Source organism: Mesorhizobium sp. BR1-1-13, from assembly GCF_020165515.1.
GTDB lineage: Bacteria > Pseudomonadota > Alphaproteobacteria > Rhizobiales > Rhizobiaceae > Mesorhizobium.
Genome location: NZ_JAIUIH010000003.1, coordinates 278,287 through 291,936, shown reverse-complemented (window position 1 = coordinate 291,936; position 13,650 = coordinate 278,287). Strand labels below are relative to the sequence as shown.

Here is a 13,650-nt window from a genome sequence, read left to right as displayed (position 1 = left end):
TTGATCAGATCAGTCGTGCGCGGCATGGGCGCCGCGCTGCCCCGCCGCATCATGAAGAATGCCGACTTTGAAGGCATGGTCGAAACCTCGGACGAGTGGATCGCCCAGCGCACCGGCATCCGCCAGCGCCATATCGCGGCCGACGACGAGACGACGGCTTCGCTGGGTGAGGCGGCGGCGCGCGCAGCGCTCGCCGATGCCGACCTGACGCCCGGAGACATCGACCTGATCGTGCTGGCGACCTCGACGCCCAACAACACTTTTCCGGCCACAGCCGTCGAGATCCAGAACCGGCTCGGCATGCATCACGGCTTTGCCTTCGACCTGCAGGCGGTATGCTCGGGCTTCGTCTATGCGGTAACCACGGCCGACCTCTATATTCGTGGCGGCTTGGCCAAGCGCGTGCTGGTGATCGGCTCGGAAACCTTTTCGCGCATCCTCGACTGGACCGATCGCTCGACCTGCGTACTGTTCGGCGACGGCGCCGGCGCCCTGGTTCTTGAAGCCGGCGAGGGGGGTGGCGATATTGCCGACCGCGGCGTGCTGGCGATGAGCCTGCGCTCCGACGGCGCCCACAAGGACAAGCTCTTTGTCGACGGCGGGCCTTCGACGACGGGAACCGTCGGCTATCTCAGGATGGAAGGCCGCGAGGTCTTCAAGCACGCGGTGGGCATGATTACCGACGTCATCGAGGCGACGTTCTCGCAGGCCGGCATCACCGCCGACGACCTCGACTGGTTCGTGCCGCATCAGGCCAATAAACGGATCATTGACGCTTCCGCCAAGAGGCTCGGGATAGCCGAGCAAAAGGTGGTGGTGACGGTCGATCTGCACGGTAACACTTCGGCTGCTTCCGTGCCGCTGGCGCTTTCTGTGGCTGTTGCCGATGGCCGCATCAAAAAGGGCGACCTTGTGCTTCTGGAAGCGATGGGCGGCGGCTTCACCTGGGGGGCGGTTCTGCTTCGCTGGTAAGTGCCGAACGGTCCGGTTCGGTCCTTGACCTTGCCGGATCAATTACTTAGGCTCTGCCGCTGTTGTGTCGATTTTATGTTTTGAGCTGATGGGACGGTCGCATGGGGGGAAAGACACTTACGCGCGCCGACCTTGCCGAAGCCGTTTACCGCAAGGTAGGTTTGTCGCGCACTGAATCGGCCGAACTCGTCGAGGCGGTGCTGGACGAGATCTGCGAGGCGATCGTCCGTGGCGAGACGGTGAAGCTGTCGTCTTTCGCGACATTCCACGTCCGCTCCAAGAACGAGCGCATCGGGCGCAATCCCAAGACCGGCGAAGAGGTGCCGATCCTGCCGCGCCGGGTGATGACCTTCAAGTCGTCGAACGTGCTGAAGAACCGTATCTTGCGCTCCCACCAGAGCGGCAAGGCGAAGGGCGGCAAGTAGGCTCGCTCCAAATGCCCGGTTGAAAACAGGCCTTGCGAGATGCCGGGCTTGAATATTGCCTCACAAACCGCTGAAATGAGACCCGATTCGGCAACATGGCCGGATTGGTGTTCCGCGTGATCGTTACGCGCAGCCGGAATGAGCTTCCCTCCTGTCGAGGGAATCCCGTTCGAACGCCGGTTCCCATGTCCCGGGATCATGCTCCAGTGTGAGGATTTCGCCCATGGACAAGAGCCCTGACGCCTTTCGCACCATCAGCGAGGTCGCCGAAGACCTCGATCTGCCGCAGCACGTGCTGCGCTTCTGGGAAACGCGTTTCAACCAGATCAAGCCGATGAAACGCGGAGGCGGCCGCCGCTACTACCGGCCGCAGGATGTCGAACTGATCAAGGGCATCCGCCATATGCTCTACGACCAGGGCTACACCATCAAGGGCGTGCAGAAGCTGTTGCGTGAAAACGGCAACCATTTCCTGGTTGCCATCGGCAATGGCGACATGGCCGCCGTCGAGGCGATCTCGCAACGAAAGCAGGCCGATCAGGTGCCGTTGACAGCGGCAGCGCAGCCGCGCGGCGGAGATGACGAACTGGTTGGCCAGCCGAGGGTCAAGCCCAGCCGCCGTTTCTTCGGCCTTGGCAAGAGCGACGAGGAAGGCCCGGTCCAGCCGGACGCTTCGAAACTGTCGCGCGACAACCGCGCGCTGTTGCAGGAAGCGTTGTTCGACCTGCTCGAATGCAAGCGCCTCCTCGACCAGGTGCGCTGACGGGCAACCGCGGCGCCTGAAGAACGGGAACCCGCCTTTGGGTGATGCGTTACGTTTCCTTGAGCAAGACAAGGCTTGAGCAGACAAGGAAACGCATCATGGCATCATTCTCGGCCCTCTCGGACGTCGATCTCGACAAGCGGGTCGCTGCACTCTCCAGGGAACTGGCGGCCCTGAAGAAGGCCGTGTCCAGGCGGGGCGGCGCTTATTACGAAGGCGGTCGCGACGCCGCACTTGACACGTATTCCGACCTTGCGGAACGTCTGCACGATGCGATGCCGGCGATCCGCGAACGAGGCAGGGCGATCGAGAAATCAGCCCGCGAGCATCCGGCGACGGCAGCCGCCATAGGTCTCGTGATAGTTGGTCTGGTCGCCAGTCTGCTATTCAGCCGGCGCTGACCTTTATTTCATTCTTCTCAAAAGACGGTTCCACCGGAGCCGGTGCTGGGGGCGATCTATGTCGCCCGAAAATGCACCCGGTTTGGGACGGCGGCGCCTTCGGGCGCCACGAAGAAAGGACCCCTTCCACCAGCTTGTCGGTCTGCATCATGAACAGGGGATTTTTCTTCAGAGCAGACGCTCGTTGTAGCTCTCGGGCTCCGCGGGATCGCACTGATACGGCGCGTGTCCGGAGGAAACCAAGAGAAGACCGGCTTCGAACGAGAGCCCTAAACCGGTCTTCTCATTGGCAGTCGGTTAGGCTCAGGCCTTCTTGGCCATATGGTGGTGGTGGTGATGGTAATGGTGGCTGCGATGGTGCTTGCGATGATGATGATGACGGTGATGCTTGTGCATCGGCGCCGCATCAGCGCTGGTTGCGCTCAGGATTGGCATCGTGAACGCAAGTGCAACTGCAAGCCCGAGGGCCGAGAGGAGGGACTTCTTCATGGATATTTTCCTTTTTTCGCAGGCAATGTGAATCAAGCCGACGGCCTGATCGCCGCGAGCGGGATTACGCTCTCGATTTTTTTCGTCAGTATTTCCCGAATATAGAAATTTGTTTCTGGAATGTGTCTGGCGGCGCAGGGCTGTGGGCTCCGGCGACAGCTGGGCCCACAGTGCCGTTGAGCGGAAGAGATTTCGGTACGAGGCGCAGACGCAACCGGTTTACATGGGCGGGACCACGCCATTGTTGCCGACCACGACGCGGTTGGCACTCAGCGTGCCGTCGGCGCCGCGCGTCGCGGTGACCACGACGGGCGCGCCGGGCTTGAGATCGGCCGGTGTGGCCGGTGCGAAGGTGACGACCGGTGTTTTGTCGGGGATTGAGATCTTCTTTGTCTGGCCGTTGTCATAGGTCAGCGTCACCGCGCGGCCATTTACCTCGGTCACGTCGGCGACGGTGCCGTTGGTCATGCGGCTGTTGGGCTTGAGGTCCCAGGCGCGGTCGCCTTCGCCCGTGCCTTTCAAGGCAGCGGGAAACACCACGACCTCGAGCGCACCGCTGCCGCCATCGGCCTTCGACACGGACGCTATGCCGAGGAAATCGCCGAGCTTGATGTCCTTTACCGACGCGCCCGCGACGCCCGATATCTTCCATCCGGCGGCTAGCTTGACCTTATCCATGCCGCCCTGGCGGTTTTTCACCGTCAACTGGGATTGATCGGAACTGGCCACGACGCCGCGCACGCGCACCGTGTCTGCCGCCGGCGCGCTGGTTGCAGCAAGGCCAAGGCTGGAAAGCGCGCCGAGCACGATCATGATTGTCCGCAATTTCATCGCATCGATCCTTTCAGGAAAATGATAGCCGCGCCGGCAACGGTCTTGGGTTACGCGCCGGCGCAATTGAAACAACGAACGGGGTGTCAAAATTATCGAGCGACGAGGTGATCAGGCGTTCAAAAGAACTTGATCGAGAAAGGCTGCGAGCGACGTGCGCACATCCCGGTTCACGATGCTGTGACGGCCAGTTTGTGACTTGGCAAATCACCCGCAAGCGGGCATGTTCTCGCCGTCTCAGGCAACACCATTTTCATCAAACTCTTTCAGCCAACGGAGTTGCCAATGCCATACAGTGCAAAGCGCGAACCCCTCCCGGAACTGGTTGCCAGCGAAGCCGGGCAAGGCCAGAGCGCCCTCAGAACGATTCGGGAAACCAAGGGATACAGTGTCGAGGAGCTTTCCCTGACAACCGGTCTGGCGGTCGACGAAATCGAGGATATCGAGAACGGCAGGACGGCCGATCCGTCGAAGCTGCGCCGTATTGCGTCGGCGCTTCGGCTTCCTCAGGAGGCGCTGCTCGGCACGGCCGCGCAGGCGCGGGCAGCGCAAGACCGCCCCGCGCTGTGAGGGCCAGTGCCAGGCATGTTCGAAAACCCGCCGGGGACCTTGGCGGGTTTTCTGTTTGCCGTGACTGAAGGCTTGCCTGCTTGCCCTTGGCGCGTGTTTGTGGACGCGCCGGCCTAGCTTGCCGATTTCATCATGCCGCTCCATGGGGGTTCGATGAGCCTGGAATCCGTTCGTGCCTTTTTCGCCAGCAAGGCGCCTGACATCGAGGTGATCGTGACTGACGCGAGTTCGGCGACCGTGGCATTGGCTGCGCAGGCGCACGGCGTGTTGCCGGCGCAGATCGCAAAGACGATCTGCCTTCGCGTCGGCGCACGCACCATGCTGGTGGTGACCAGCGGCACCGCCAGGCTGGACAATCGCAAGTTCAAGGATCGGTTCGGCAGTAAGCCGCGCATGCTGGAGGCCGCTGAGGTTGTCGAGGCAACCAGCCATCCGGTCGGCGGTGTCTGCCCGTTCGGCCTGCCGGCGCCGCTGCCGGTCTATTGCGACGTGTCGCTGCGCGGTTTCGAAGAGGTCGTGCCCGCCGCCGGCGCCACCAACGCGGCGGTGCGTATCGCGCCGCAACGCATGGCTGATCTCACCGACGCTGAATGGGTCGATGTCTGCCAAGGGTAGATGGCAATCGATAAGACGGACTTTGGGGGTAAGTCCTTGTGAAAAATGGTCGGAGTGGCCGGATTCGAACCGACGACCCCTTGACCCCCAGTCAAGTGCGCTACCGGGCTGCGCTACACTCCGGACCGGTCGCGATGTATCGTGATAACCCCGCTCGGGTCAACCGAAATTCGGCGCTTGTCGCGCCCGTGTGGATGGGATGGCTGTTGAATCCGGCATCGCCATCCGTAACTGCCGCTGATGGCGGTGTTCCAGCGCGATCGCGCCCCAGACCAATCCGAGCAGTAGATAGACGTGGCGCCAATGGTCGATGTCTATGAAGGTGCCGAGCCCGACATTGCCGATGAAGGCGACATAGGCGCACAGGAGATAGGGCTGCCACGGCCGGTCGCGCAGCAGGATGCGGAATCCGGCACATACCGTCCAGATGACGAGCGTCAGGAACGATACGAAGCCGAGCCAGCCATAATCCATCAGCATCTTCAGCCAGATGTCGTGGGTGTCCTCGCCGAAGATGGTGCCGAACACCAGAGGCCCGATGCCGAACGGATGCTCCATCGCCATCTGGAAGCCGATTGCATAGCGGGCGAACCGGCCGAGGCGGGCGGTGTCGTAGCTCTGTTCGAGATGGGCACGGTTGGAGAACATCTCCGCCACGCCGGGCAGCTGCAGGATGACGATCATGGCGATCGTCAGCAGCGACAGTGCCGCGATGGTCATCACCACCACGCGCAGCCGGAACATGCCGCTGTTGCTCTGCAGGAACAGGCAGCCGGTGAGCAGGACGGCTGAGACGGCAAACATGCCCCAGGCGCCGCGCGAGAAGGAGAAGAAGATGCCGGATGTGATGATGAGCAGCGGTACCGCCAGCAGCGGCATGCGCGAGACCGGCCCGGTCAGCAGCAGATAAAGCAGATAGATGCCGGGCAGAACCAGGAATGGCCCGAACACGTTCGGGTCCTGGAAGGCGCCCGCGGCGCGGTCGTATTTGGTGAACATCTCCGCGCCTGGGAAGGCATGGAAATAGCCCGCTATGCCGAGCAGCGACGTCATCACCGCGGATACGACATAGGCGATGAAGATCAGCCGGTAGAGGCTCGGCTGCGTGGCGGTGACGGATGCGAAGAACACCGCGCTGAAGGCGAGAAACAGCGACACTGCAAGGTAGAGCGGCGTGTTGGCGAGGTCCGACATCTGCGTCATGGCGATCATGCCGCCGATATTCATCGTCACCAGAAGCACCAGCAGCGGCGCGGCCGCGCGCGAAATCCTCAAACCGAAGAGCGCCCAGATGGCGATCAGGCCGGCCATGTAGATTTCGTAAGGAGCCGGCTCGCTGATGACGAAGCCGGAAAGCAGGATGCCGAGCGCGACCGCGCCCGAGGAAATCAGTGCGATCAGCTTGGCATTGACCGCCGCACGCGGCAGGTCATGGGTGACCGCGCTCAATAGGCGTTTTCCGTGTTGAGCAGCCGGATCGGCGTCAGGAACAGGATCCGCAGGTCGAACAGCATCGACCAGTTCTCGATATAGTAGAGGTCGTATTCCGTCCGCATGCGGATCTTCTCGTTGGTGTCCATCTCGCCGCGCCAGCCATTGATCTGCGCCCAGCCGGTGACGCCGGGCTTGACCTTGTGGCGCGCGAAATAGCCGTCGACCACTTCGTTGTAGAGCAGGTTGTGCGATTGCGCGGCAATCGCGTGCGGCCGCGGGCCGACCAGCGACAGCGAACCCAGCAGCGAATTGAAGAACTGCGGCAGCTCGTCGATCGAGGTCTTGCGGATGAAGCGGCCGACGCGGGTGACGCGCGGGTCGTTCTTGGTGACCGTCTGCTTGGCGGTCGGGTCCGACCGGTCGGCATACATCGAGCGGAATTTGTAGACTTCGATCACCTCATTGTTGAAACCATGCCGCTTCTGGCGAAACAGCACCGGTCCCTTGCTGTCGAGCTTGATGGCGATAGCGGTCGCCAGCATCACCGGTGAGAACACGACGATGCCGATCAGGCTGAAAACGATGTCGAAGGCGCGCTTGGCCACCGAATCCCAGTCGTTGATCGGCTTGTCGAAGATGTCGAGCATCGGCACGGAGCCGATGTAGGAATAGGCGCGCGGACGAAACTGCAGCGCGTTGGAATGCGCCGACAGCCGGATATCGACCGGCAGCACCCACAGCTTCTTCAGCAATTGCAGCACGCGCGATTCGGCGGTCAGCGGCAGCGACACGATCAGCATGTCGATGCGGGCGATGCGGGCGAATTCGATCAGCTCCGAGATTGTGCCGAGCTTGGGATAGCCGGCGACGATAGGCGGCGAGCGTTTGTCGCTGCGATCGTCGAAGATGCCGCAGATGCGGATGTCGTTGTAGGGCTGCCTCTCGACCGAGCGGATCAGGATCTCCGCTGCCTTGCCGCCGCCGACGATGACGGCGCGCCGCTCCATGTGGCCGTCGCGCGCCCAGCGCCGGATCAGCTTCGACATCACCAGCCGCAGGCCGAAGATCAGAATGAAACCGACGGCGAACCAGGTGCCGAACAGCAATCGTGAATAGTTTTCAGATATCTTCATCACGAATGCCGTCAGCGCCATGAGGGCGAACGTGCCGGCCCAGACCAGCAGCAAACGTCCAAAATTGGCGATCGGCCGCATGAGCGAGACGATCTGGTAGCAATCGGTGACGTCGAGCAGCACCACTGCAAGGAACGACGCGGCGGCGATCGTCAGCGGATATTGCCAGGCGAAATAGTTGAAGAAGCCGACAAAGTAGAAATAGACGCCGAGCCCGGCAAGAAACAGCACTGCGAACTCGACCATCCGCAGGACGCCGCTGACCATGATGGGCGACATCGTATCGCGCCGGTATTGCGAGGCGACCTGACGGGCGACATCATTCATGCCGCCCGGCATGCCGCCATCAGTCGGGGTGTCGAGTTTGCGCACAGCCTCTGCCGAAAAGCGGTGCACGGGATCGATCTCGTTCATGGGGTTTCCGCAAGCTTCCCCCAGGCAATAGCAAAAGAGAGCTAAGAAACCCTTGAAACAACGCGTGGCTTTGGAAGGGCTTGGGCCGGTGGTTTATTTGGCCAGCGCCGCGAAATACGCCTTCTCGATCTCGGCGGCCATGACATCGGCGCCGAAGCGTGCCTCCAGATCGGCGCGATCGGGCATCAGTTTTCGATACGCGGCGGGATCGACCAGCGCTTCGGCCATCTTGTCGGCAAGCTGCAACGGATCAGGCCTGATCAGGGCAGGGGATTCGGCGCCGAAAATCTCCGGTATGCCGCCGACGGCCGTGGCGATCATCGGTTTTCCCGCCGCCAGCGTCTCCAGCACGACATAGGGCAAGGCTTCGGCGCGCGAGGGGACGACGACCAGTGCGGCCAGCGCAAAGGCATCCCTGGCAGGCATCGGCGGCAGGAAACGCACGTTGCCGTCGAGCCCTAGCCGCTTCACTTGCGCGCGGTAGCGAGGCAGGTTGTCGCCGTCGCCCACCATGACCGCGCCCAGCGGGCGTCCGAGCCGTGTCCCGGCAAGGGCCAGCGCGTCGATGAAGATGTCGGGTCCCTTCAGGTCACGCATCATGCCGATGTAGAGCAGGTCCACCATTCCGGGCTTCTCAGGAACAGGGTCGAACTCGGCCGCGCGCAGGCCATTGTAGACCAGCGCGTTCGGAATGGGCGCCTCGCCGACCTTCCTGCGATAGGTGCGTCGCTCATAGTCCGAGACGAACAGCAGACAGTCGGTGAAGTGAGCCATGGATCGCTCGAGCGCGAAGAACAGCTTTCCCGTGAACGTGCTCTCGTCGTAGTGGAGAGAACCGCCATGCGGCGAATAAAGGCGGGCTACGCGAGACCTTGATACCCGCAACAATGAGCCGAACAGACGGGCATAGGCGCCACCCTTGGCGCCGTGCCCGTGCAGCACGTCCGGCCGCAATTCCTTGATGATCCCGTAAGTGCGCCAGGCCGAGGCGAGATCGCCCAGTCCGACATGGCGCTGCATCGGCGTGCGATGGATGCCGAGCGCCAGCATGGCCTTCATCCGATCGAACAGGCGCTCCTCGAATTCCCCGCCTGTGGTCGAATCGCACACGATGCCGACCGAATGGCCGGCGGCGACCTGAGCTTCCGCGAGGTCGCGCACATGCCGAAAGATCCCGCCGACAGGTGAACGAAAGCAATGGACGATCCTGAGCTTGTCCGCCACGTGTGTTCGTCAGAACAGACGTTCGCGCACATAGACGGTATCTCCGGGCAGCAGCGGGTCTGACGTGACGACCCGGCCCGTCATCACCTTGCCGTTGATATCTCGGGTGATGTCGACGCTTTCCTGGTTGGCGCGCGGCGTGAAGCCGCCGGCAATCGCGACGGCTTTCTGAACGGTGAGGCCGGGCACATAGGAATACTGGCCGGCGGCGCCCACTTCGCCCATGACGAAGATAGGCCTGTAGCGGTCGATCTCGACGGAAACGTCAGGGTCGCGCAGATAGCCTTGGCGCAGTTTGTCGGCGATTTCCTTTTCCATCTGCTGGGCGGTGTGGCCGCGCGCCGGCACGGCACCGACCAGCGGGAAGGAGAGATAGCCGGACTGGTCGACACTATAGGTGTTGGTCAGCCCGTCCTGCTCGAACACCGTGACGCGGACGCGGTCGCCGGCGCCCAGGCGATAGGGTTGATCGAGCACCTCGTGGAAGGCGGCCGGCGTCGGCCGGTAGCTGGAGCAGCCAGCAAGCATCGACACGGCAAGCAGCGCGCGAAAAAGGGAAGCAGTGCTTTTCATGACAGGACACATACCTTCGACTGGCCGCTGCGGCGTCGCAGCAAACATCTGAGAGCGCGTCCGTTATCGTCCTGTTAGGGTTAATGGCCGGTAAAGGGCGCGACCGATACGGCACCGATCGACAGGAGTTTTACAACTTTGACGGTTTTGCTTGGCGCCTGTCAGTAAGTGCTAACGGAAGCTTGCTGTGATCTTAACGGCTGAGTTACCATAGTTGTTTACGGTGCATGCCGATCCGTATCGGAGTAGGATGCATGTCCGTTCAGCCCACGGCCGCAGACGTTGACGTCGATCTCAGCCGGCTCTTCGCAAGCTTGGCGAGGAACTGGCTGCGAATATTGGTCGTCTCCCTGGTGGTCACCGGGTTGGCGTTTGCGCTCGCTTCGCTGGCAACCAAGCACTACAAGGCCCAGACGCAGGTTCAGATCGATACGCGTGAATCCGTCTACACGCGCCCAGCCGGCAGCAATGACAGCGACAAGCCGATCCTCGATGAGCAAGGCGTCGCCACCCAAGTCCAGATCATTTCGTCCAACGAAATCCTCAAGCGGGTGGCGCAGAAGCTTGATCTGTCGCGACTGCACGAATTCGATGAGACTGTCGATATGTCGCCTCTCAACCGCCTGCTGATCCTGGTGGGGTTGAAGAATGATCCCATGGATATCCCGGTCGACGAGCGCGTCCTGAAGAAGATGCGCGAGAAGCTCAACGTCTATGGCGTCGAAAAGACGCGTATCATCGCCATCGAGTTCTCCTCGGAAGATCCCAAGCTCGCGGCTGCTATCCCGGATGCCATTGCCGCCGCCTATATTGCCGGGCAGGGTGCGGCCAAGCTCGAATCCAACACAGCCGCCGCGGACTTCCTGGCTCCCGAGATCGCCGATCTGCAGAAGCAGGTCAGGGATGCCGAGGCCAAGGTCGCCGCCTATCGCGCCCAGTCTGACCTTTTGGTGGGCGGCAACAATTCTGTGCTCGCCACTCAACAACTGGCCGAACTATCGACCGAATTATCGCGGGTGCGGGCCAACCGCGCCGCCGCCGAAGGCACCGCCGACAGCATGCGCAAGGCACTGCAGAATGGCGGCTCGCTGGATTCGCTGCCCGAAGTGCTGTCGTCCGATCTCATCCAGCGCTTGCGCGAACGGCAGGTCGAGCTGCGCGCCAACATCGCCGACCTGTCGACGACGCTGCTCGACAATCATCCGCGCATTCGTGCGGCAAAATCACAGCTGGCCGATCTCGACGCGCAGATCCGCAGCGAAGCTCAGAAGGTGATGAAGGGCCTGGCCATGCAGGCCGATGCCGCCAAGGCACGGGAGAGCCAGCTCGTCGCCGACGTCAACACGCTGAAGGCGGCTTCCGCCGCGGCGGGCGAACAGCAGGTTGGTCTCGATGCGCTGCAGCGTGACGCTGCCGCCAAGCGCCAGCAGCTCGAACTTTACCTGACCAACTACCGCGAGGCGGCTTCGCGCCAGGATCGCAACTACGTGCCGGTCGACGCACGTGTCATCTCGAAGGCCGTGGTGCCTTCCGAGGCCTACTTCCCCAAGATCGGGCCGATCGTCGGTGCTGCTTTTGCCGCCTCGCTTTTGCTCATGTCGGTGATCACGCTGCTGCGCGAACTCTTTTCCGGCCGTGCCATGCGCCCGGCTAGCGGCGCTCGCTTCGAGCCGATCGACGAGGTGGCGATGCCGGTCGCGGCCAGGGAACCGACGATCATTCCAGAGCTCGCGCCTAAGCACTACGCCGAGAAAGCGGCAGAACCGGAGATGATGGCGGAACCGGATCTGCCCTCGCCGGCGGGCCCTGCCACAGAGGTCGAACCCGCCGCCGGCGCCCCGGTCGCCGAAACCGCCCCTGTCGCCGAGGCCGCCCCGGTCGCCAAAACCAGGCCGCGTTCGGTGCTGGGCGAGATCGACGTTGAAAAAGCGGCGGAAAAGCTGATCGCAAGCGGCGCCGCGCGCGCCATCTTCGTGTCACCGGAAGGTGACGAGGCGGCCGCGTCCGCGATCCTGGTGGCGCGCGAGGTCTCCGACGCTGGCCTGCGCGTGCTGCTGCTCGACCTCACGGCTTCCGGCGCCGCCTCGCGACCAATGCTCGACAGCGGGCTGTTCCCGGGCATCACCAATCTGCTCGCGTCGCAGGCGCAGTTCAGCGAGGTCATCCACCCCGACCTCTATTCCGACTGCCATGTCATTCCCGTCGGCACCGCCGATCCGGTTCGCGCCATGCGCGCCGCCGACCGCTTACCGATCATCATGCAATCGCTGACCACCGCCTATGACCTGGTGGTGGTCGAATGCGGGCCCGCCGATGCCCAAGGCATCAGCCGCCTGGGTGGCGAAGCGACCGAGGTGTTCCTCTCCATGCTGGAGCCGGATGATGAGGTGACGCAGGCCGCCGTCAAGCTGATCGAGAATGGCTATCCGGAGTTGACGCTGGTGACCCCGCTCGGCCACGAACCGCCGGGCACCCCGGTGCCGGGAAGGCGCTCGGCGGCTTGAGTCCGTTGAGCGGCGCTTGTGGTCATCACGTTGGAAGGGGTTAGCTACCGTCTTCGGTGGGTGCCGGCGCCTGGCCAGCGGCCTTGCGGCGCAGAAGCTTGGTCAGCTTCCAGATCATCGGGCTGTTCTTGACGACGGCTTTCAGCCTTGCGCTTTGCCGCAGCATCAGTGCCAATGCACGGCCTTTCGCCGTCAGCGGAACCAGCACCTCGAAATGCTGCGTTTCGATATCGCACCACAAGCGCTTGTAGGGCTCGTCGCCGACGGAGAAATCATAGACGTCGAACCCCGCCTCGCAGGCTTCCTGGATATTGCCGAAGAACAGGAAGTCACCTGGGCTGGTGTGGGCGAGGTCATCCTCTGCGATCGCGCCAAACTCGCAGATCAGGCGTTTGCCCGCGCGGCTCGATCCGGTCACGGCGCGAAGCTTGCCGGCAACCTCGAGCCCGTGCAGCACGAAGGACGGGTTGTCCTCGGCAAGCGCGCCGGTGAACAACGCGCGGAAGAAGGCGCGCACCTGGTCGTCGCCGAAAACATTGGCGATGCCCATCCTGCGGAAGCGGGATTCCTTCATCTCGAAAAAGGCGTCCAGCAGCCGGGCGACCTCGTCCGCCGTCCGCGCCTCGATGCGGCGATGGCTGCCGACGGCCTCGAACTTGCGCGTTTGCGAACGGTGCTTTTTGCGTTTGCGCTTGCCGCTCGCGCGGGAAAGCAGTGCGTCGAAACCGCCGGCGAGGTCGACGGCAAGCGACAGGTTTGGGCTGTCGAAATGATCGAACGAGGCAAGTGGGTTGGCCACGCCATCGAGATCGGGCAAGAGGCGCTCGAGAGCGATCAGATCAATGTCGGGACGGTCCCTGGCGATGGCCGCCAGAATCATGCGGAGGGCTGCGCTATCCGCTCTGGCAAGCCATTGCGGGTCGGTGGCGACGAAATTGCCATTGGCATGGCGGCCGCCCATGAAGCGTGCAACCCGGAATGGCCCATGGCTGACGACCTCCAGCGCGAGGGCGAAAACCGGCCTGCCTTCGCAATTCAGCATCGCCACGACCGTGTCCGGCTCGACCTGCGCGGCCCAGTTGCGGATCCAAACCGCGCTTTGCGCCGGCGCGAACACGGCGGAGCGGCAGAACGCGGCATAGGCCGCGAACCCATCGGCGGAAGCGGTGGAAACCGTCAGCCCAGCCGGCTCTATCGGCGGCACACTGGGCGAGGCTTCGGTTGCCGCCAGGCGATTGCCGTCAAATGACGCGGCCGCGTCAACCATACCTCAATCCTTAGGGCGTATTGCTGCCGATTTGG

The 13,650-nt window shown here is 62.8% G+C and carries 14 protein-coding genes and 1 tRNA gene; 7 read left to right on the top strand and 8 right to left on the bottom strand.

Annotated features, from left to right (window positions below; all coding sequences use genetic code 11):
- The 4 genes from LB533_RS09070 to LB533_RS09055 all read left to right on the top strand — a co-directional run bounded on the left by LB533_RS09070 (window position 1) and on the right by LB533_RS09055 (window position 2,561).
- Window positions 1-972: a beta-ketoacyl-ACP synthase III gene (locus LB533_RS09070; protein ID WP_224677047.1), complete on the top strand. Its 972-nt coding sequence runs from the start codon at window positions 1-3 to the stop codon at window positions 970-972.
- Between the two features lie 101 nt (window positions 973-1,073).
- Entirely contained in the window at window positions 1,074-1,397 is a 324-nt protein-coding gene (locus LB533_RS09065) for an integration host factor subunit alpha (RefSeq protein ID WP_140494007.1), read from the top strand.
- Window positions 1,398-1,620: 223 nt separating this feature from the next.
- Window positions 1,621-2,160 carry a MerR family transcriptional regulator gene (locus LB533_RS09060; RefSeq protein ID WP_140494005.1) on the top strand — a complete coding sequence of 180 codons (540 nt, stop codon included), beginning with the start codon at window positions 1,621-1,623 and terminating at the stop codon, window positions 2,158-2,160.
- A gap of 98 nt (window positions 2,161-2,258) precedes the next feature.
- Entirely contained in the window at window positions 2,259-2,561 is a 303-nt protein-coding gene (locus LB533_RS09055) for a hypothetical protein (protein WP_224677046.1), read from the top strand.
- A 303-nt stretch (window positions 2,562-2,864) separates the two neighbouring features.
- On the opposite strand, the gene LB533_RS09050 is transcribed toward LB533_RS09055, so the two are convergent.
- Together LB533_RS09050 and LB533_RS09045 are read right to left on the bottom strand one after the other, a co-directional pair.
- Window positions 2,865-3,050, bottom strand: a complete 186-nt coding sequence (locus tag LB533_RS09050; protein WP_140637816.1) for a hypothetical protein — start codon at window positions 3,048-3,050, stop codon at window positions 2,865-2,867.
- 219 nt (window positions 3,051-3,269) lie between these two features.
- Entirely contained in the window at window positions 3,270-3,881 is a 612-nt protein-coding gene (locus LB533_RS09045) for a hypothetical protein (RefSeq protein ID WP_224677045.1), read from the bottom strand.
- Between the two features lie 285 nt (window positions 3,882-4,166).
- Between LB533_RS09045 and LB533_RS09040 the strand changes: the two genes are divergently transcribed.
- Window positions 4,167-4,451, top strand: coding sequence for a helix-turn-helix domain-containing protein (locus tag LB533_RS09040; RefSeq protein WP_224677044.1), 285 nt, complete (start codon window positions 4,167-4,169; stop codon window positions 4,449-4,451).
- 153 nt (window positions 4,452-4,604) lie between these two features.
- Window positions 4,605-5,066: a YbaK/EbsC family protein gene (locus LB533_RS09035; protein ID WP_224677043.1), complete on the top strand. Its 462-nt coding sequence runs from the start codon at window positions 4,605-4,607 to the stop codon at window positions 5,064-5,066.
- 46 nt (window positions 5,067-5,112) lie between these two features.
- Here LB533_RS09035 and LB533_RS09030 read toward each other — a convergent pair.
- The 5 genes from LB533_RS09030 to LB533_RS09010 all read right to left on the bottom strand — a co-directional run bounded on the left by LB533_RS09030 (window position 5,113) and on the right by LB533_RS09010 (window position 9,844).
- Window positions 5,113-5,189 (bottom strand) — tRNA-Pro (locus tag LB533_RS09030).
- Between the two features lie 36 nt (window positions 5,190-5,225).
- Window positions 5,226-6,515, bottom strand: a complete 1,290-nt coding sequence (locus LB533_RS09025) for an O-antigen ligase family protein (protein WP_224677042.1) — start codon at window positions 6,513-6,515, stop codon at window positions 5,226-5,228.
- The gene (locus LB533_RS09020; protein WP_224677041.1) at window positions 6,512-8,047 is read right to left on the bottom strand and encodes an undecaprenyl-phosphate glucose phosphotransferase; all 1,536 of its coding nucleotides are present in this window, start codon (window positions 8,045-8,047) and stop codon (window positions 6,512-6,514) included. The genes LB533_RS09025 and LB533_RS09020 overlap by 4 nt, the downstream gene beginning before the upstream one ends.
- A 93-nt stretch (window positions 8,048-8,140) precedes the next feature.
- The gene (locus LB533_RS09015) at window positions 8,141-9,271 is read right to left on the bottom strand and encodes a glycosyltransferase family 4 protein (protein WP_224677040.1); all 1,131 of its coding nucleotides are present in this window, start codon (window positions 9,269-9,271) and stop codon (window positions 8,141-8,143) included.
- 9 nt (window positions 9,272-9,280) lie between these two features.
- Window positions 9,281-9,844 carry a polysaccharide biosynthesis/export family protein gene (locus LB533_RS09010; protein WP_140493982.1) on the bottom strand — a complete coding sequence of 188 codons (564 nt, stop codon included), beginning with the start codon at window positions 9,842-9,844 and terminating at the stop codon, window positions 9,281-9,283.
- A 254-nt stretch (window positions 9,845-10,098) separates the two neighbouring features.
- On the opposite strand from LB533_RS09010, the gene LB533_RS09005 reads away from it, so the two are divergent.
- Entirely contained in the window at window positions 10,099-12,348 is a 2,250-nt protein-coding gene (locus tag LB533_RS09005; RefSeq protein ID WP_224677039.1) for a GumC family protein, read from the top strand.
- Window positions 12,349-12,388: 40 nt separating this feature from the next.
- Here the strand turns inward: LB533_RS09005 and LB533_RS09000 are convergent, their stop codons facing one another.
- Window positions 12,389-13,615 carry a GNAT family N-acetyltransferase gene (locus LB533_RS09000; RefSeq protein WP_224677038.1) on the bottom strand — a complete coding sequence of 409 codons (1,227 nt, stop codon included), beginning with the start codon at window positions 13,613-13,615 and terminating at the stop codon, window positions 12,389-12,391.
- Window positions 13,616-13,650 lie beyond the last annotated feature (35 nt).